This is a genomic window from Bacillus sp. MHSD_36 (genome assembly GCF_030757775.1).
Classification (GTDB): domain Bacteria; phylum Bacillota; class Bacilli; order Bacillales; family Bacillaceae_G; genus Bacillus_A.
The window spans coordinates 178967-197645 of sequence record NZ_JAVBIS010000004.1 but is presented as its reverse complement, the minus strand read 5'-3'; the positions used below and the strand labels follow the sequence as shown (position 1 = coordinate 197645).

Sequence of the window (18679 nt, the reverse complement as noted above, 5' to 3'; positions counted from 1 at the left end):
ATGTTGTATACACTATGTATATTTATCCCCCTCCCCTACCTCATCAAGGTACAAAAAAACGAGAGGGGAATCCCCTCTCGTCAGTTGTCTTACTTCGTTCCGAATAAACGGTCACCAGCATCACCAAGACCTGGCACTACATATCCGTGGTCATTTAATTTCTCATCTAATGCTGCTACATAAATATCAACATCAGGATGTTCTTCTTGTACTACTTTTACTCCTTCTGGAGCCGCAACGATACACATTAATTTAATTTGCTTTGCACCGCGCTTTTTCAGAGAGTTAATTGCTTCAGCTGCAGAACCACCTGTTGCTAGCATCGGATCTAGTACGATAAAGTCGCGCTCTTCTACATCCGTTGGAAGTTTCACATAGTATTCTACCGGTTGCAATGTTTTAGGGTCGCGGTATAAACCAACGTGTCCTACTTTTGCTGCTGGAATTAATTTCAGAATTCCATCAACCATTCCTAAACCTGCACGTAAAATCGGAATTAAACCAAGTTTTTTACCAGCGATCACTTTTGTTGTCGCTTTGCTTACAGGCGTCTCAATTTCAATGTCTTTAAGTGGAAGGTCGCGAGTAATTTCAAAAGCCATTAAGCTTGCTACTTCGTCCACTAATTCACGAAAATCTTTCGTACCTGTATTCTTATCGCGAATATATGTAATCTTATGTTGAATTAACGGGTGATCAAATACATACAGTTTTCCCATGTGAATCTCTCCTTTAGATGATATTCATGCGTTTGCACGCTTTTTTACACTATTTACGATTGTAAAGAAAACGTTACTAATATTCAAGGGCAAATTTGGCAAAATCATGATTTTACGATGAATCTATCTAGTATCTTTACCAATTATGGGAGCTGTATCCTTCATTATATCGCCAAAATTTATTCATCATTTGTATACATACTTAAAGAACAATATATGTCCAAAAAAAAGACTGCTAAAACCATTACGTCTTAGCAGTCTTCTTCAATCTATTATAGATCAGTGTACATTGGGAATTTGCTCGTTAACGCTTCTACACGCTTACGTGCTTCTTCTAATGCAGCTTCATTTTCATGATTTTTTAATGTGTAAGCAATAAGTGATGCAATTTCATCCATTTCTTCTAAGCCGAAACCACGAGATGTTACAGCCGCCGTACCGATACGTACACCGCTTGTTACAAATGGGCTTGCTGTTTCAAATGGAATTGTATTTTTGTTTACTGTAATACCAACTTCGTCTAATACGTGCTCTGCTACTTTACCTGTGATTTCTAAGTTACGAACATCAATCAGGATTAAGTGATTATCTGTTCCACCAGAAACTAGTGTAAGCCCTTCTTTTTGAAGACCCTCAGCTAAGCGATTCGCATTGTTAACGATATTTTGTGCATATGTTTTAAAATCATCTTGAAGTGCCTCACCAAATGCAACAGCTTTTGCTGCGATTACATGCATAAGTGGACCACCTTGAATACCAGGGAAGATTGATTTATCAATTTGTTTTGCAAATTGCTCTTCACATAAAATCATACCACCACGTGGACCACGTAATGTTTTATGTGTTGTTGTAGTAACGAAATGTGCATGTGGTACTGGATTTGGATGTAAACCAGCCGCTACTAAACCAGCGATATGTGCCATATCAACCATTAAGTATGCGCCCACTTCATCTGCAATCTCACGGAATCGTTTGAAATCGATAACACGAGGGTATGCACTTGCACCTGCAACGATTAATTTTGGTTTATGTTCTTTCGCTTTTGCTAATACATCATCGTAATTAATACGGTGAGATTCAGCATCCACGCCATATTCTACGAAATTATATTGTACTCCACTGAAGTTAACAGGGCTTCCGTGTGTTAAGTGACCACCATGAGATAAATTCATACCAAGTACTGTATCGCCTTGCTCTAAAATCGTGAAGTATACTGCCATGTTCGCTTGTGCACCAGAATGTGGTTGAACATTTACGTGCTCTGCGCCGAAAATTTCTTTTACGCGATCACGTGCGATATCTTCTACTACGTCTACGTGTTCACAGCCACCATAGTAACGTTTTCCAGGATATCCTTCAGCATACTTATTCGTTAAAACAGAACCTTGCGCCTCCATTACTGCTTCACTTACGAAGTTTTCCGAAGCAATTAGCTCAATCTTTGTGCGCTGTCTTCCTAGTTCTGCCTCAATTGCAGCAAATACCTTTTCATCTTGACGTTTTAAATGATCCACCAAAATCCCCCTTTTCTGAACGAATTACATCGATTCCCAATAGTTTTTTCTCATTTATTCAGAAAAAACGAAAATTCAGGTTGTAATTCTTTCGAACCTTCATGTTTTCAACTACATTCTAACATGTCTTTCTATATCATAAAAGAAAAAAAAGACCGAAAATCGGTCTTTTCTTTCTGCTATGATAAAGTCAGACAACATACCTTATTCGTAACTTTACCGGCAAGTGACAGTCTCTTCCTCCGCCGCATAAACAGCACGTGCTCCACCAATTAGTTTTCCACGTGTTGTTGCCATCGTTACATGTGCATTTCCAATTTCCTTCACACTAGTACGAACCGGAACAGCTACGTGCTTTAAATGCATACCGATAAATGTATCACCAATATCCATCCCCGCATCTGCTTTAATAAACTCAATTACTACCGGATCTTTCAAATTGTGATAAGCATATGTTGCTAATGCACCACCTGCTGATCTAACAGGCGTAACTGTTACAATTTCAAATGGATATTTCATCGCCAATTCTCTCTCAACTACTAAAGCACGGTTTAAATGCTCACAACATTGAAACGCCAACTCAATACCTGTTTGCTCTTGAAATTGTTTTAACTCAGAAAAAATCGCCTCTGCTACTTCCATCGTTCCTGATGTTCCAATTCTTTCTCCTAGCACTTCGCTCGTACTACACCCCACTACAAAAATTTGACCATTTTGTAGCGAAGCTTGTTCTTGGAAATCAGAGAGTGAATTTTGTAGCTGTTCTCTTACCTTTACGATTTCTGTCATTACGCCTCTTCCTTTCACAGGTTGGTTCACCAAATTATATTTCCTACTGCTTCTAGTTAGAATCTATTACTTTGCTTCGTAAGTTTTAATTTTTCCTACGCGGTTTTCGTGACGGCCACCTTCGAATTCAGTTGTTAACCAAATTTTTGCGATGTCACGTGCTAGACCAGCACCAATTACACGCTCGCCCATTGCTAACATGTTTGTATCGTTATGCTCTCTCGTTGCTCTCGCGCTGAAAGTATCATGAACTAACGCACAACGAATACCATTTACTTTGTTTGCAGCAATTGACATACCGATGCCTGTCCCACAAACTAAAATACCACGGTCTACTTCGCCATTCGCTACCATTTCCGCTGCTGGAAACGCAAAATCAGGGTAATCAACAGAACCAGCTTCACATTCACAACCTAAATCAATATATTCAATATTTAACTCTTCTAATAAACTTACAAGTTCCTTACGGATATTCATACCGCCGTGATCAGATGCTACTACTACTTTCATTTTTACCCCTCCAAATTTTCAATCCATTATCTTCATTTCTCACTCGATCCTTTAATGGGATGAAGTGATCTCCAATATCGTATTATACACGAAACATCAACCCTCTGAATGTTTTTTCAGTAAAGTTTGTACAAGTTTTTCCATCTCTTCTAGCGTTTCTTTATAAATAGAGAGAGATCCGCCAAATGGATCTGAAATATCCTTACTTGTCCCCTCAGTTACTCCATATAATGTATCTATTTTCCCTTCAACACTCGGATAATGCCCAAGGACAATTTGCTTATGGTTTTCCGTCATTGTTACTACAATATCTGCCCAATCAATTAAGGCTTCGTTTACCTGCTGCGCGGCATGATCAATCGCAATTCCCTTTTCAGCTAAGGCTTCCTTTGCATGTACCGACGCATCACTTCCAGGATAGGCGAAAACACCAGCAGATTGCACTTCAAACTTACCTTCTCCATGATGGCGCAGTAACGCCTCAGCCATCGGACTACGACATGTATTTCCAGTGCAAACAAATAATACTCGTTTCATTTAAACCCACCCCTTTTCTCTATTTCCTATCTTTTACCCCGCATTAACGGGCAGTAAGACTCCCACTTCAAAATTTGGCGAATGCGAGGGAATTAGCTGGGAGACTAACTGCCCGTAAAAACCCGATTGGTGAGGGCTGATAATCAGTGGGATACCTCCTCCACTGATTAAAGTTTCACTTTATCATAGCGTAAATTAAAATAGAACAAAAGAAATGTGAATATACGAAAGGCGCATTTCTCTTATATTTTTTCTAAGAAAAATGCGCCTTATCCACATATATGTGAAACCCTATTTCCAAGTGCCCAAAGTATTTTACCATACATAAGGAACAGACTACAAAACAAAATAAGGAATCCATTTCATATGAAACGGATTCCTTTCATTTAATACTTATTATTTCATTGTAACTTTCATTACCTCTGTTGAACCTTTTGTAGCAGTTACACCTACCGTTGTCTTAATAGACTCAGCTGCATCTGTGTTTGTAATAACGATTGGAGTAATTGTGCTTTTCGCTTTTTCACGAATTAATTCTAAGTCGAATGAGATTAATTTATCTCCAGCTTTTACAGCTTGTCCTTCAGAAACGTGAGCTTCGAAACCTTCGCCTTCCATTTTTACAGTTTCTAATCCAACGTGGATTAAAATTTCTGTACCGTTTTTCGCTTTAATTCCAATCGCATGTTTCGTGTGGAATAATTGTACGATTTCGCCATCAACTGGAGATACAACTACACCTTCAGTAGGATCGATTGCAACACCGTCACCCATCATACGACCAGCGAATACTGGATCTGGTACTTCTTCAATATTTTTCACTGCTCCAGTTAATGGAGCTACGATTGTTTCTTCATTTGTTTTTGAACCAAGACCGAATAATTTTTTAAACATAGGATAGTCCTCCTTATAATTTACCTAAAAGTTTATAGGGCAATCTCTATTAAAGATCTGAATAAACGTAAGACCTCATACTTCGAATATTATACTGTAAAAACGCTTTCGAAATAAATTACGTTATTACTACTAGACTCTTATTGTAGCGTCTCACAAAATTCCAGTCAATTCTGATTGTCTGAATAACAATAAGAAGTTAACTTCTACTTATATTTTCTCTTTTTTCACCCAACTTGTCTAGAGATCTTTACTACATTTTGTTTTTTGTTGTTAATTTGTAAAATTTACCCCGCGTTAACGGGTCAGTAACATCTCCAAATCAAAGCGCAGCTAGAGCAAAAATTCAGGTAGGCGATCAACTGCTCGTAAACGTCCGATTGATGAGGGCTGATAATCAGCAGGGATGAACCGCCCCTACTGATTAAAGTTTCACTTTATTTCAAACTTTTTTCAAAATCCACTTGACTAAAGTAAGTAACTATTTTATTATTACTTACGTAAGGTAAGTTAATAACTTTTAGGAGGTTTTTAAATGATGGATTTCGGTCTTCTTATTATTCGTCTTATTATAGGTATTACATTCATGGGTCATGGTGCTCAAAAATTATTTGGTTGGTTCGGCGGTTACGGTTTAAAAGGAACAGGTGGCTGGATGGAATCAATCGGTTTACGCCCCGGTGTATTTATGGCATTTATGGCTGGTGCAACTGAATTACTAGGCGGTTTCTTATTTGCATCAGGTATTTTCATTGCAGTCGGTTCGTTGTTTATCGTTGGAACAATGTTAATGGCAATCTTCACTGTTCACGGAAAAAATGGTTACTGGGTGACACAAAACGGATATGAATACAATTTAATGTTAATCGCTGTTGCGATTGGTGTAGCTTTAATCGGACCTGGCGCATACGTTTTACTGTAATATTTATCTCAGTTTCAAGATTTTTCAAACGGAACTTACTTCATTACAATTGAAGTAAGTTCTTTTTATGTAATAAAAATATTATTTTCAGCAGGAGTTTTCCACTAACATCTTGTAAACAAACAATAAGTCGTCATATTTAGAAAGGGGATTTCAATCATGTTATCCATTAATCCAAACGAACAAACGGAAAAAGAGAATTACAAATTATTAACGGGAAGTATCATTCCACGCCCTGTCGCATTCGTTACTTCTGTAACAGAAGACGGCGTATTAAATGGCGCACCATACAGTTATTTCAACATCGTTGCTGCAAATCCACCACTTATTTCAGTTTCTGTGCAACGAAAAGCAGGAGAAAGAAAGGACACTTCTCGAAATGCAATTGAAAAAGGAGAGTTTGTCGTACATATTTCTGATGAATCTTACGTAGAAGCAATTAACGAAACAGCAGCTAACCTCCCGCCAAATGAAAGTGAAATTGAACTGGCAAAACTAACACCAATTGAAAGTGATGTCATCTCCGTTCCAGGTGTAAAAGAAGCAAACATTCGAATGGAATGCGTATTAGAACGCGCAATCCCTCTTGGTGGAACAGAAGACTCACCAGCTTGTGATCTACTAATTGGACGCGTCGTTCGTTTCCACGTCGCAGAACACCTATACGAAAAAGGTCGCATTCACGCAGAGGGACTCAAACCAGTAAGCCGCCTAGCAGGACACAACTACGCAAAACTAGGAGAACAATTTGAGTTGGTAAGGCCCGTTTAAAAGTGGAAGTGGCCCGTTTAGCTCTGACCAGCTAAGGTTCTCTCGCACAAAAGGTGCTTTTTACCTTTAGTGCGGGAGGTTCTTAGATGCGAAGAGCTGGCCACTGGAACTGGATAATGTTTAAAAGCGGAGGCGGCTCGCTCAGAATCGCAGGGCATTGGAGTTCTCGATCTTGAAGCGCTTTTTGCTTCATGCGAGAGAACGAAATGACCGGAGATTCTAGCCGCTGGAGCTGGATATATTTAAAAGCGGAGGCGGCTCGTTCAGAATGGGAGGAGGATGGAGCTTCTGACGTAGAGGCGCTTTTTTGCCTCGTAGGAAGATGCGAAGCCACCGACCATTCTAGCCGCTGGAGCTGGATATATTTAAAAGTGGAGGCGGCTCGTTCAGAATGGGAGGAGGATGGAGCTTCTGACGTAGAGGCGCTTTTTTGCCTCGTAGGAAGATGCGAAGCCACCGACCATTCTAGCCGCTGGAGCTGGATATAACTAAATACTGAATGCAATCAATTACGTCCATCACGCAAACATAAAATCCCCTACTTTTTAGCAGGGGATTTTATTATTGTAACTCTTCCTTCTTTTCTTCTAAAGTAGGTACTTTCTCTTTTTTCGGTTTCCCAAGCTTAATTACGAAGAAGTAAAGGGAAAGCAATGTAATTAGAAAAACAATTAAAAACGGGTATGGAGAATAAAAAGCACGCGCTGCCTCCGTTTTTCCCGCAACAAACTTCAATGACTCAATATCCAAAAACTCAGCAAACATTTGTACACCGAGCATACTAAACCAAAATACAAAAAAACTAATAACAATACCAAAAACTTGCTTCAATCTCGTCATCCATCTCATCCTTTCTATATGTGGAATTTTTTAGCGCAATGAGTATAGTACAAACAAAACTATGTACAGAAAGGAGCTATCTTACCATTCGCGAATTAACTTCATCCAACCTAAAATTGAAATTTGCAAAATAATACCCCAAATAACAAGCAGTCGTAACCATCTAGGAAAGAAAGTTACAAATCGAATATACCATTCCAATAACTTGTTCATAGCGCCCTCCTCCTTAAAATTATATAGGAAAAAGGAGATATAATCCAAATCCAACCAAAATGATACCACCTACTATCTCGCCATATGTACCGAGCATACCTTTCGCATGTCTCCCAATTAATAAACCAGTCCACGCTAATAACATACTAACAAACCCAAAAAGTAATATCGTAATAATTGTCTGTGCCCCATAAATACCAAGACTAAGACCTACTGAAAAACTGTCTATACTAACACCAAATGCAAATACAAATAAACTAATTCCAATAGGGGCTGTTCTAGTCTCTTCATTTTCCAAAATAGATGAATATACAATATAGAATCCTAATCCGATTAATAAAATAGCACCTGCAAAATGTGCAATGTCTCCATACTGTTCTGATAAAAAACGACCTAATACCATCCCTATAAATGGCATGATAATATGAAATATCCCTATCGTCACACCGATATACAGGATTTGTCTTACCTTTAAGGTCATCATTCCCATACCAAGACTTACCGAGAACGCATCCATCCCTAAGGCGAATGCCATAATTATTAAAGGTATTAGCTGTTCAAACGTCATTCATGTCCCTCCTCGGACGTGCTACTTCAAAATATGCTTATCCGAGGAGAAATATTCTGTTTGCTAATCGTACCTTATCATTCAGTAATAATTTGATGTCCTGCCGCTTTTGTTAATCGATTCATAATGGCATTCCCTATTCCTTCATTCGGGAATGATTCACTAAAAATAACATCCACTTCACTTGCATCAAACGTTCTAAGTACATCATATAATTTAGTCGCAACGCTAGCTAAATCGCTTCGAACACCACAAGACAATACAACATCCGCACTATATACGTGCTGATACTCTTCTGTCGTTAATACACCTACTTTGAATCCTTCTTTCTTCTTCTCATCCACAAGACGTTGAATAAATTCACGTGAACCTTCAACAATACTCAGTGGCGCTTTCGGTGCATAATGTGTATATTTCATTCCAGGTGATTTCGGTTTTTCCTTCTCATCCTTTAAAGCTGGATCTAAAGAAACCGTGCCGATCACCGCTTCTAATTGTTCTTTCGTAATCCCACCTGGGCGTAATATCGTTGGAACAGCGCTCGTACAATCAATTACAGTCGATTCAACACCTACCCCTGTTGCACCACCATCTACAATACCTGCGATTTTCTCATTTAAATCTTCATATACGTGAGACGCTAACGTCGGACTTGGACGCCCAGAACGATTCGCACTCGGTGCTGCAACAGGTACATCTGCTTCTTCAATAAGAGCAAGCGCTACTGGATGATCAGGCATTCTTACTCCAACCGTATTAAGTCCTGCCGTCACCTTCTCTGAAATCCCTTCTTTTCTAGGCAAAATAATTGTTAACGGTCCTGGCCAAAAGTGCTCCATCAACTTCTCAGCAACTGGCGGAATTTCCTTCACAATCCCATCTAACTGCGATTTTGTACCGATGTGGACAATCAGTGGATTATCACTTGGTCTTCCTTTCGCCTCAAAGATTTTCGCAATCGCTTCATCATTCATTGCGTTTGCACCCAGTCCATATACCGTTTCGGTAGGGAAGGCAATCGCCTCGTTTTCTCTTAATAATTTTGCTGCTTCTTGTAACTGTGGATAATATTTTTTTCTTTCCACAACATTATCCACAACCCACATATTTGTATGCATTTTTTCCCACGTCCTTTTCTACCCTGAAATACTTGTCTATTTTTAGTTTACTATGATATTTATCCAAAAGACAAACAAGGTTTATCCACAAAATGTGGATAAACCTAATTAATCCGTGGATAACTTTGTGAATAGCTGACAATTTAGTATTATTGCGTTTGGCTCTTTTATATTTTTACAAAAGTGTTCTAACTGTCGAATTCCCTCTGGTACGCTTTCTTTCTCTATAGTAACAAAGTCAAAAAACTGAAATATCGTTATAGATTGTGGATGATTTGTTAATAAGTACAATTGTCGAATATTTTTTTCTTTCATATACTGCAAAAACGTTTCGAAAAAATATAAGAAAGTCTGTTTATCCACATTAGGTGTGAATAAACAAGAACGAATAAGTGCGTTTTCTTCACTTTGTTCATATCCGATGACAGCTCGTATTTCTTCTGCCTCTTCCAAAATCATAAATTGCGCGTACAACTCATTTATTTTATCATCTTTTTTGTTAGCTTGTCCGAAAAAAGAATGCAATCTTTCCACATCCGCTTTCGTCGCAAAATATACCTTCTTCATAATAAATCCCTCCTCTTTTTTATATATGAGGAGGGATTTACGAATAGTACTATTTAGAGAATAAAGATGTAAAAGCTTCTACAATAAATAACTTAACTTCTGGCTTTTCTTCTTCCTCCTCTACTTTTACGTACTCATTTTGTTTTTCTTGTTTTTGTTCCACAGGTTTCTCCACTTTTTCCACAGTTTTTGTTTCCTCTTTACTTACAGGTTGTTCTTCTACTTTTGTATCATTTTTTACTACTTTCTTTTCAGAAGCTGTTACTTTTTTTGCGACCTCCTGCTTTACAGCTTTCTTTTCTTTCACCTCATCCTCTTTTTTCTCTTCTGCATTTACTACTTCTTCATCATCTATTTGTTTTACTTGCTCCTCTTCAGGAGATTCAGCCTTCACAACATGTTCTTCTTTCCTTACAGCTGTACCACTTGAAAAATCTAAAAAACACATCGGTGGAAACAATACACACCACCAGTTCGCCCCTTCACCTTCCCCAATTGTAATTAAAACGGCTTCATATTCCCCTGCCGGATAAATAAAATTCCCGTATACCTTTGTAGGAAATTTTACATTTTTACTGAATTTCACTTGAAATGAATCTTTACTTCCTTCTTTCTTTAACGTATTTGCCACTGTTTTTTCGATTTCTGGAATATGACTTTGAATGACTTTACGCGCCTCTTCAAATGAAGTTAAATCCGCTACCCATCCATCAATTTGTGCTTTTACTTCATCACGCACTTTACGCTTTAACGCCTGATCTTTATCTGAATCGCTATTTGCTAAAATTCGTAATCGAACGGCCTCTTTCGGAATAACTGAAGGCCCTTTCGCATCAGCTTTCATATATCCAAACTGCACAAGTAACTGTGCACCAATTAATAATAGAAGAAGATAAGCAATAACTTGTTTTTTCATTTCCTCCACCGTCCCTTCTACAAACAGTGTGGACAGACTTTCATGTTTCTAAACTATTAAATTCAAAATCTATATAATTTTTCCCATAAAAAATAGAGTAAGGTGTGAACCTTACTCCATCTCTGCAAATACCATACGATCTTTTCCGTTGATATCAAAAACAACCTCAACATGAGCATGTGGAAAAGCTTGTTGTAACAGCTCTTTCACGTCCTCACCTTGCCCTACTCCAATTTCAAATGCTACAATTGCTTTCTTCTGCAACACATTCGGCAACTCTTCCATAAAACGGCGATAAAAATCTAATCCGTCTTCACCGCCAACAAGTGCTCTCTTTGGCTCATGCTCTTTCACCACAGGAGAAAGGCCACGCCAATCCTCTTCTGGTATATATGGAGGATTCGAAACAACAACATCTAGCTTTTGACCTGTTTCATAAAATGGCGATAATAAATCACCGTGATAGAACGTTACTTCTGCGCCCAAAGTTTTTGCATTTTCCTTTGCAACTTCAATCGACTCCTGTGCAATATCTACCGTATACACATGAAGATTTTTATTTTCTAAAGCAAGCGTAATCGAAATCGCTCCACTACCTGTACCGATATCTGCTACATGTAGTTTCTCATCACCAAAATGGCGCTCGATTCTTTCTAACACTCCCACTATAAGCTCTTCTGTTTCTGGTCTTGGTATTAATACTTCTTCATTCACAAAGAACGATCTTCCATAAAACATTTCATGACCAATCATATATTGAATCGGAATACCTTCTACATGCTTGTGGATAAACTCTGTAAAACTTACTTCTTGTTCCGCAGTTATTTCTTCACGCATGTTCATCAATAATCCTGTTCTATTCACCTTTAATACATGACAAAGGACAATTTCTCCCGCATTTTCATCTCGTCCATTCTCCTGTAAAAAAGAAGAAGCCCATTTCAGGGCTTCATAGACACGCATTACTCAGCTGCCTCCATCCTTTGAGCCTGATCTTCCATCACTAAGGCATTGATGAAATCATCTAACTTACCTTGTAAGATTTGATCTAGCTTTTGAATCGTTAAACCGATTCGATGGTCTGTAACACGGTTTTGCGGGAAGTTATACGTACGAATACGCTCTGAACGATCACCCGTACCAACAGCTTGTTTACGGTTTTGATCATATTCAGCTTGTGCTTCTTGTCTAAACTTATCATAAACACGTGCGCGTAATACTTTCATCGCTTTTTCTTTATTCTTAATTTGTGATTTCTCATCCTGACACGATACAACTACACCAGTCGGTAAATGCGTTAAACGTACCGCTGACATCGTTGTATTAACGCTCTGTCCACCAGGTCCACTAGAAGCGAATGTATCAACACGAACATCTTTCTCATGAATATCAATTTCTACTTCTTCTGCCTCTGGTAATACAGCTACAGTTGCTGTAGATGTATGGATACGTCCACCAGATTCCGTTTCAGGAACACGTTGTACACGGTGAGCACCATTCTCGAATTTCAGCTTCGCGAAAGCACCTTTACCGTTAATCATAAAGATAATCTCTTTATATCCACCTAACTCTGTATAGCTAGCCTCGATAATCTCCGTTTTCCAACCTTGTACCTCAGCGTAACGGCTATACATGCGGTATAAGTCACCAGCAAATAAAGCAGCCTCGTCGCCACCAGCAGCTCCACGAACCTCAACGATAACGTTCTTATCATCGTTAGGGTCTTTTGGTACAAGTAAGATTTTCAGACGCTCTGATAACTCTTTATCTTGTCCTTCTAATTCAGAAACCTCTTCTTTTACCATTTCACGCATTTCTGCGTCTAACTTATCTTCTAACATTGCTTTCGCATCTTTTAATTGCTCACGAACATCTTTATACTCACGATACACCTCTACCGTTTCTTGTATATCAGACTGTTCCTTTGAATATTCACGAAGCTTATTTGTATCGCTAATAACCTCTGGGTCGCTTAACAATTCATTTAACTTCTCATAACGATTTTCTACAGCTTGCAAACGATCTAACACATCATTCACCTCTACATCCTAGTATCTAATACAAATAGTATATGGTACTTACTCAAAAAAACGCAAATTATATTTAAAAGCACAAGCGGCTCACACCACTCACACTCTCTATTCTGAAAAAAACCCGCCTTGTGCAGCGAGTTTTACTTATCTTTGTTTGTAGGAACTGCATGACAATGACGACAGCGTGGTTCATACGATTCTGAAGCCCCGACTAAAATAATCGGATCATCAAATGCCGCTGGTTCTCCATCAATTAATCGTTGTGTACGACTCGCTGGAGATCCACATGCAGAACATACTGCTTGTAGTTTTGTTACATGTTCAGCAATCGCCATCAGCTGAGGAACTTGTCCAAATGGTAGACCACGGAAATCTTGGTCTAAACCAGCTACAATGACACGATAGCCACGATTTGCCAATACTTGCACCACTTCCACAATGTCCCCATCAAAGAATTGCACCTCATCGATTGCAATTACATCCATTTCTTCAGTGATATGTTCGAATATATCTTTTGAAGCTGAAACAGGAACTGCTTTTACCTTTAATCCGTTATGTGATACAACGTCTTCTTCACTATAGCGATTATCAATACATGGTTTAAATACAATTGCATGTTGTTTCGCAAATTGCGTACGACGCACACGGCGGATAAGCTCTTCTGATTTACCAGAAAACATACTACCGCAAATCACTTCAATCCAACCGTTCTGATTTATTAAGTACATGAAGCTCTCCTTTCATCTACTTTTTCGTTAAAAGTAGGGTAAAGGTATAATATTTTCGCAAAAAAAACAGACAAGCGAATAGATACACTTGCCTGTTTTATGTTTTTATTACTTAAGACCGTATTTCTTATTGAAGCGGTCAACGCGTCCGTCTGCAGTAGCAAACTTCTGACGTCCAGTGTAGAATGGGTGAGAATCAGAACTGATCTCAACTTTTAGTAATGGATAAGTGTTACCATCTTCCCACTCAACAGTTTCGTTAGATCCTTTAGTAGATCCGCTTAAGAATTTGAAGCCTGTGTTTGTGTCCATGAATACAACTTTCTTGTAATCTGGGTGAATTCCTGCTTTCATTCTTTTCATCTCCTTCCGCCCTGAATCATTTTCGAAACAGAGTTTTTCATCTTCAGCTGCATACACAACTATATTGATGAAACACATATGATGAAATTATAACAAGGCTAACTTCATTTTGCAACTACCTGTTTTTGTCTTTTTAATTTTAAAAGCAGAAGCGGCTCGTTTAGAACGGGAGGGGGATGGAGCTTCTGACATAGAAGCGCTTTTTGCCTCGTAGGAAGACGCGAAGCCACCGGAACTGGATATCATTTAAAAGCGCAAGTGGCTCGTTCAAAAGTCAGGATACTTCAAGCTCTCGATCTTGAAGCGCTTTTTGCTTCGAGCGAGGGAGTGAAATGACCGGAGATGCTAGCCGCCATCAACTTAAATCAGAGCCAACTCATGCCCTTCCACTCATCTCTCTTTAACATCACCTAAAAAACATAAAAAACTCGCTTACCACAAAATAAGCGAGTCCCAATCTTTTCCCTTTACTTCGTTGTTACATATCTTTTTGAATCTGCAACAATGTTTTGTAAAAATTCTTCATTTGTCTTTGTTTGACGAAGTTTACGTAAGAAACCTTCAACAAAGTCTGGTGTATCGCGCATTGTTTTGCGAATACCCCATAGCTTGTCTAAATGTTCTTTCGGAATTAATAGATCTTCTTTACGTGTACCAGAACGGCGAATATCAATTGCCGGGAAGATACGACGCTCAGCTAATGAACGATCTAAGTGAAGTTCCATATTTCCAGTTCCTTTAAATTCTTCGTAAATTACATCGTCCATACGAGATCCTGTATCAACAAGCGCTGTTGCTAAAATCGTTAAGCTACCGCCTTCTTCAATATTACGAGCAGCTCCAAAGAAACGCTTCGGTCTATGGAAGGCAGCTGGGTCGATACCACCCGATAATGTTCTACCACTTGGCGGAATAACAAGGTTGTAAGCTCGCGCTAAACGGGTAATACTATCCATTAAAATGATAACATCTTTCTTGTGTTCTACAAGGCGCATTGCACGTTCTAACACAAGTTCTGCTACTTTAATATGATTTTCTGGTACTTCATCAAAAGTAGAGCTTACAACATCTCCTTTAACAGAACGTTCAATGTCTGTTACTTCCTCTGGACGCTCATCAATTAACAGTACAATTAATTCAGCTTCCGGATGATTTGTTGTAACACTGTGTGCGATTTCTTTTAATAGACTCGTTTTACCAGCCTTTGGAGGCGCGACAATTAAACCACGTTGTCCAAATCCAACTGGTGCGATTAAATCCATGATGCGTGTCGGTAACTTTTTCGGTTCCGTTTCCAACTTCATTTGGCGATCTGGGTATAATGGTGTTAATGCAGGGAAATGCACACGCTCTTTTGCTGACTCTGGATCATCGCCGTTTACAGCTTCAACTTGTAATAATCCAAAATAGCGTTCATTTTCTTTCGGAGGTCGTACTTTACCAGAAACCTTATCTCCATTACGTAAATCGAAACGACGAATTTGCGAAGCTGAGATATAAATATCTTCTGAGCTTGGAGAGTAGTTGATAGGACGTAGGAATCCAAATCCTTCTGATTGAATAATTTCTAATACGCCTTCCATGAAGAAGAAGCCTTCTTTTTCTGCTCGAGCTTTTAAAATGGCGAAGATTAACTCTTTTTTCGTTAATTTGCTATAATACGAAATCTTAAATTCCTTCGCAAGCTCGTATAACTCTTTTAATTTCATGTTTTCTAATGCTGCAATTGACAAATTCATTCAGACACCACACTTTAACATTATTCTCTTTTCACATGGGTAAAGGGAAAAAATACGGAAGGCAAATAATTAATAATGAAAGGCAATAAGTTCAAGTAGGGTAATATTCACTATTGTAACCCTTTTATCTAGTTTTAATCAATACGTTGAAACACAAATACAAGAAGCGAAGACAAGAAAATTCGTCTTCGCTTTTTATTTAATCTAGTTTCAGCAGCTAGGATAGTCGAGAGCTTCAATTCTCCCATTCTGAACGAGCCACCTCTGCTTTTTACTTAATCCAGTTCCAGCGGCTAGAATCTCCGGTCATTTCACTCTCTCACTCGAAGCAAAGAGCGCTTCAAGGTCGAGAGTTCCAAATAGCCTGCAATTCTGAACGAGCCGCTTGCACTTTTTATTTAATCCAGCTCCAGCAGCTAGAATGGTCAGTGGCTTCACTTCTTCCTACGAGGCAAAAAGCGCCTCTACGTCAGAAGCTCCATCCCCCTCCCATTCTGAACGAGCTGCTTACGCTTTTTACTTAATAACCAAGTTCGGTTTTTTATTTAAACTGTGACGTCCGTCTACGAAGCGTACTGTGCCTGATTTCGCACGCATAACAAGAGATTGTGTTGTTCCTACGCTACCTTTAAATTGAACGCCGCGTAATAGTTCTCCGTCTGTTACACCTGTTGCTGCAAAGATTGCATCGTCACCTCTTACTAAGTCCTCCATACGAAGGATGCGGTTGATGTCGTCTATGCCCATCTTTTTGCAACGCGCCAATTCAGCTTCGTTTTGCGGTAATAGTTTCCCGTGAATCTCGCCACCTAAACATTTTAATGCAACTGCTGCTAATACACCTTCAGGCGCACCACCAGAGCCGAATAAAATATCTACACCTGTACGATCAAATGCAGTGTTAATTGCGCCAGCTACGTCTCCGTCATTAATCAATTTAATGCGAGCACCAGCTTTACGAATTTCTTCAATAATCGCTTGATGACGTGGACGGTTTAAAACTGTCGCTACAACATCTTCAATATCTTTATTTTTCGCTTTTGCAACTGCACGTAAGTTATCGATAATAGGCGCATCAATATCGACCGCCCCAACCGCTTCTGGGCCAACCGCGATTTTATCCATGTACATGTCAGGAGCATGTAACAAATTGCCATGATCTGCAATTGCAATAACAGCAAGAGCATTCCATCCACCAGCTGCCACGATGTTTGTCCCTTCTAAAGGATCAACTGCAACGTCTACACGTGGGCCATATCCTGTACCTAATTTTTCTCCGATATATAGCATTGGCGCTTCATCCATTTCACCTTCACCAATTACAACCGTACCTTTCATCGGAATTGTATCAAATACATCACGCATAGCTGATGTTGCTGCACCGTCTGCCTCATCCTTTTTCCCGCGTCCCATCCAACGCGCTGATGATAAAGCTGCAGCCTCTGTTACACGTACTAACTCCATAGATAAACTTCTTTCCACGATAATCCCTCTCCTTTAAGCCTTTATATTTCTGCCGTATTTTGTGAACCGCGTTTTTCTATAAAGTGTACTTCCGCAAGTAGTGATGCTTCGCTTTCCCCCTTGCGGAAGTATCACTTATGCGTTCTTCATCTCTTCAATTTCTTGCTTTGTCATTTGTTCGCGCCAAATGTTCGCGCCAAGCCCTTTAAGCTTGTCTACTATATTTTCATAACCTCGATCGATATGCTCAAGTCCGGTTACTTCTGTAATTCCGTCCGCCATTAACCCTGCGATAACAAGGGCCGCTCCAGCTCGTAAATCACTTGCTTTCACTTTTGCCCCTTGCAATAAAACAGGACCAGTTACAATTGCCGAACGACCTTCTACCTTAATTTGTGCATTCATACGACGTAATTCATCAATATGTTTAAAACGCGCACCATAAATTGTATCCGTTACAACACCCGTTCCATGCGCCTTTGTTAAAAGTGTTGTAAACGGCTGTTGTAAGTCTGTTGGAAAACCTGGATATACAAGCGTTTTTATATCAACTACTTTTAATTTTCTATTACCGTTCACTGTAATTTGGTCATCGTTCGTTTCAACTTGGACACCAGCTTCTCTTAACTTTGCCGTAACTGACTCTAAATGCTGAGGAATAACATTATCAACTGTCACTTCTCCTCCTGACGCAGCACCTAAAATCATATACGTACCCGCCTCAATGCGATCTGGAATAATTGTATGATGACAACCATGCAAAGAATCCACACCATCAATTCGGATTACATCTGTACCAGCACCTTTAATACGTGCTCCCATGCTAGTTAACAATGTAGCTACATCAATAATCTCTGGTTCTTTCGCTGCGTTTTCAATAACAGTTCTACCTTTTGCTCGTACAGCTGCTAGCATAATATTAATCGTAGCCCCTACACTAACAACATCTAAATATATACGCGCCCCGCGTAGTTCATCTGCTCTTAAATAGATAGCACCTTGTTCATTCGTAACATGTGCACCTAACGCTTCAAACCCTTTAATATGTTGATCAATCGGCCTCGGTCCTAAATGACATCCACCTGGAAGCCCAATAACAGCTTTTTTAAAACGGCCAAGCATCGCACCCATTAAATAATAAGAAGCACGCAATTTTTTCACTTTTCCATTTGGTAAAGGCATTGCAACCATGTCAGAAGGATCGACTACCATCTCTTCCTCCTGTCCATAAGTTACTCTTCCTCCAATTTCCTCTAGTAAGTCTCCTAACATTTTCACATCTGAAATATTAGGGACACCACCAATAGTTACTGGAGTATCAGCTAAAATTGTCGCTGGAATTAGTGCAACGGCGCTATTCTTTGCACCACTCACGCGGATTGTTCCATTTAAAGCTCTTCCGCCTTCAATTAGCAATTTTTCCATATTGAGCTCCCTTCTTGTGAATGTATTTACTTTCTATATTTTTATAGAA

General features: G+C 39.2%; 21 protein-coding genes. 2 read left to right on the top strand and 19 right to left on the bottom strand.

Annotated features, from left to right (window positions below; genetic code table 11):
• Positions 1-89: 89 nt before the first annotated feature.
• The 6 genes from upp to Q9B79_RS18120 all read right to left on the bottom strand — a co-directional run bounded on the left by upp (position 90) and on the right by Q9B79_RS18120 (position 4963).
• Complete coding sequence (gene upp / locus Q9B79_RS18145) at positions 90-719, bottom strand: uracil phosphoribosyltransferase (protein WP_000517539.1); 630 nt, start codon at positions 717-719, stop codon at positions 90-92.
• 272 nt (positions 720-991) lie between these two features.
• On the bottom strand, positions 992-2233 hold the full coding sequence (glyA, locus tag Q9B79_RS18140) for a serine hydroxymethyltransferase (protein WP_306186377.1): 1242 nt from the start codon (positions 2231-2233) through the stop codon (positions 992-994).
• A gap of 216 nt (positions 2234-2449) precedes the next feature.
• Complete coding sequence (locus Q9B79_RS18135; RefSeq protein WP_306186375.1) at positions 2450-3022, bottom strand: TIGR01440 family protein; 573 nt, start codon at positions 3020-3022, stop codon at positions 2450-2452.
• A gap of 66 nt (positions 3023-3088) precedes the next feature.
• Positions 3089-3532, bottom strand: coding sequence for a ribose 5-phosphate isomerase B (gene rpiB, locus Q9B79_RS18130; protein ID WP_000869919.1), 444 nt, complete (start codon positions 3530-3532; stop codon positions 3089-3091).
• Between the two features lie 96 nt (positions 3533-3628).
• Entirely contained in the window at positions 3629-4069 is a 441-nt protein-coding gene (locus Q9B79_RS18125; protein WP_306186372.1) for a low molecular weight protein arginine phosphatase, read from the bottom strand.
• A 396-nt stretch (positions 4070-4465) separates the two neighbouring features.
• A complete protein-coding gene (locus tag Q9B79_RS18120) occupies positions 4466-4963 on the bottom strand; it encodes a PTS sugar transporter subunit IIA (RefSeq protein ID WP_000473666.1) in 498 nt (165 codons plus the stop codon).
• A gap of 535 nt (positions 4964-5498) precedes the next feature.
• On the opposite strand from Q9B79_RS18120, the gene Q9B79_RS18115 reads away from it, so the two are divergent.
• Entirely contained in the window at positions 5499-5885 is a 387-nt protein-coding gene (locus Q9B79_RS18115) for a DoxX family protein (protein ID WP_098670014.1), read from the top strand.
• 159 nt (positions 5886-6044) lie between these two features.
• Entirely contained in the window at positions 6045-6656 is a 612-nt protein-coding gene (locus Q9B79_RS18110; RefSeq protein WP_306186369.1) for a flavin reductase family protein, read from the top strand.
• A gap of 561 nt (positions 6657-7217) precedes the next feature.
• Here the strand turns inward: Q9B79_RS18110 and Q9B79_RS18105 are convergent.
• From Q9B79_RS18105 to murA, 13 genes are all read right to left on the bottom strand, one after another.
• Positions 7218-7496 carry a DUF3935 domain-containing protein gene (locus Q9B79_RS18105; RefSeq protein ID WP_306186367.1) on the bottom strand — a complete coding sequence of 93 codons (279 nt, stop codon included), beginning with the start codon at positions 7494-7496 and terminating at the stop codon, positions 7218-7220.
• Between the two features lie 81 nt (positions 7497-7577).
• Positions 7578-7709 carry a hypothetical protein gene (locus Q9B79_RS18100; RefSeq protein ID WP_001037631.1) on the bottom strand — a complete coding sequence of 44 codons (132 nt, stop codon included), beginning with the start codon at positions 7707-7709 and terminating at the stop codon, positions 7578-7580.
• A 19-nt stretch (positions 7710-7728) separates the two neighbouring features.
• The gene (locus tag Q9B79_RS18095) at positions 7729-8277 is read right to left on the bottom strand and encodes a manganese efflux pump MntP (RefSeq protein ID WP_306186365.1); all 549 of its coding nucleotides are present in this window, start codon (positions 8275-8277) and stop codon (positions 7729-7731) included.
• 77 nt (positions 8278-8354) lie between these two features.
• Positions 8355-9395, bottom strand: coding sequence for an L-threonylcarbamoyladenylate synthase (locus tag Q9B79_RS18090; protein ID WP_306186363.1), 1041 nt, complete (start codon positions 9393-9395; stop codon positions 8355-8357).
• Positions 9396-9503: 108 nt separating this feature from the next.
• On the bottom strand, positions 9504-9962 hold the full coding sequence (locus Q9B79_RS18085; protein ID WP_098436271.1) for a GNAT family N-acetyltransferase: 459 nt from the start codon (positions 9960-9962) through the stop codon (positions 9504-9506).
• Between the two features lie 49 nt (positions 9963-10011).
• Entirely contained in the window at positions 10012-10878 is an 867-nt protein-coding gene (gene spoIIR / locus Q9B79_RS18080; RefSeq protein WP_306186360.1) for a stage II sporulation protein R, read from the bottom strand.
• 111 nt (positions 10879-10989) lie between these two features.
• Positions 10990-11841 (bottom strand): peptide chain release factor N(5)-glutamine methyltransferase, encoded by an 852-nt coding sequence (gene prmC / locus Q9B79_RS18075; RefSeq protein ID WP_306186357.1) that lies wholly within the window; start codon positions 11839-11841, stop codon positions 10990-10992.
• Positions 11841-12908, bottom strand: a complete 1068-nt coding sequence (gene prfA, locus Q9B79_RS18070; protein WP_306186920.1) for a peptide chain release factor 1 — start codon at positions 12906-12908, stop codon at positions 11841-11843. The genes prmC and prfA overlap by 1 nt, the downstream gene beginning before the upstream one ends.
• 143 nt (positions 12909-13051) lie before the next feature.
• Positions 13052-13639, bottom strand: a complete 588-nt coding sequence (locus tag Q9B79_RS18065; protein WP_000280862.1) for a thymidine kinase — start codon at positions 13637-13639, stop codon at positions 13052-13054.
• Positions 13640-13747: 108 nt separating this feature from the next.
• A complete protein-coding gene (locus Q9B79_RS18060; RefSeq protein WP_000643433.1) occupies positions 13748-13993 on the bottom strand; it encodes a type B 50S ribosomal protein L31 in 246 nt (81 codons plus the stop codon).
• 476 nt (positions 13994-14469) lie between these two features.
• The gene (gene rho / locus Q9B79_RS18055; RefSeq protein ID WP_001053898.1) at positions 14470-15741 is read right to left on the bottom strand and encodes a transcription termination factor Rho; all 1272 of its coding nucleotides are present in this window, start codon (positions 15739-15741) and stop codon (positions 14470-14472) included.
• Positions 15742-16257: 516 nt separating this feature from the next.
• On the bottom strand, positions 16258-17223 hold the full coding sequence (glpX, locus tag Q9B79_RS18050; protein WP_306186353.1) for a class II fructose-bisphosphatase: 966 nt from the start codon (positions 17221-17223) through the stop codon (positions 16258-16260).
• Positions 17224-17340: 117 nt separating this feature from the next.
• Positions 17341-18630, bottom strand: coding sequence for a UDP-N-acetylglucosamine 1-carboxyvinyltransferase (murA, locus tag Q9B79_RS18045; RefSeq protein WP_306186351.1), 1290 nt, complete (start codon positions 18628-18630; stop codon positions 17341-17343).
• Positions 18631-18679: the final 49 nt, after the last annotated feature.

Bases quoted from the DNA above. Each gene is read 5' to 3' on its own strand.
- rho (WP_001053898.1), bottom strand. From the start codon at position 15,741: ATGAATTTGTCAATTGCAGCATTAGAAAACATGAAATTAAAAGAGTTA.
- Q9B79_RS18065 (WP_000280862.1), bottom strand. From the start codon at position 13,639: ATGTACTTAATAAATCAGAACGGTTGGATTGAAGTGATTTGCGGTAGT.
- prmC (WP_306186357.1), bottom strand. From the start codon at position 11,841: ATGCGTGTCTATGAAGCCCTGAAATGGGCTTCTTCTTTTTTACAGGAG.
- Q9B79_RS18085 (WP_098436271.1), bottom strand. From the start codon at position 9,962: ATGAAGAAGGTATATTTTGCGACGAAAGCGGATGTGGAAAGATTGCAT.
- Q9B79_RS18125 (WP_306186372.1), bottom strand. From the start codon at position 4,069: ATGAAACGAGTATTATTTGTTTGCACTGGAAATACATGTCGTAGTCCG.
- Q9B79_RS18095 (WP_306186365.1), bottom strand. From the start codon at position 8,277: ATGACGTTTGAACAGCTAATACCTTTAATAATTATGGCATTCGCCTTA.
- Q9B79_RS18120 (WP_000473666.1), bottom strand. From the start codon at position 4,963: ATGTTTAAAAAATTATTCGGTCTTGGTTCAAAAACAAATGAAGAAACA.
- Q9B79_RS18100 (WP_001037631.1), bottom strand. From the start codon at position 7,709: ATGAACAAGTTATTGGAATGGTATATTCGATTTGTAACTTTCTTTCCT.
- Q9B79_RS18105 (WP_306186367.1), bottom strand. From the start codon at position 7,496: ATGACGAGATTGAAGCAAGTTTTTGGTATTGTTATTAGTTTTTTTGTA.
- Q9B79_RS18090 (WP_306186363.1), bottom strand. From the start codon at position 9,395: ATGCATACAAATATGTGGGTTGTGGATAATGTTGTGGAAAGAAAAAAA.
- Q9B79_RS18115 (WP_098670014.1), top strand. From the start codon at position 5,499: ATGATGGATTTCGGTCTTCTTATTATTCGTCTTATTATAGGTATTACA.
- rpiB (WP_000869919.1), bottom strand. From the start codon at position 3,532: ATGAAAGTAGTAGTAGCATCTGATCACGGCGGTATGAATATCCGTAAG.
- upp (WP_000517539.1), bottom strand. From the start codon at position 719: ATGGGAAAACTGTATGTATTTGATCACCCGTTAATTCAACATAAGATT.
- spoIIR (WP_306186360.1), bottom strand. From the start codon at position 10,878: ATGAAAAAACAAGTTATTGCTTATCTTCTTCTATTATTAATTGGTGCA.
- Q9B79_RS18110 (WP_306186369.1), top strand. From the start codon at position 6,045: ATGTTATCCATTAATCCAAACGAACAAACGGAAAAAGAGAATTACAAA.
- Q9B79_RS18060 (WP_000643433.1), bottom strand. From the start codon at position 13,993: ATGAAAGCAGGAATTCACCCAGATTACAAGAAAGTTGTATTCATGGAC.
- Q9B79_RS18135 (WP_306186375.1), bottom strand. From the start codon at position 3,022: ATGACAGAAATCGTAAAGGTAAGAGAACAGCTACAAAATTCACTCTCT.
- murA (WP_306186351.1), bottom strand. From the start codon at position 18,630: ATGGAAAAATTGCTAATTGAAGGCGGAAGAGCTTTAAATGGAACAATC.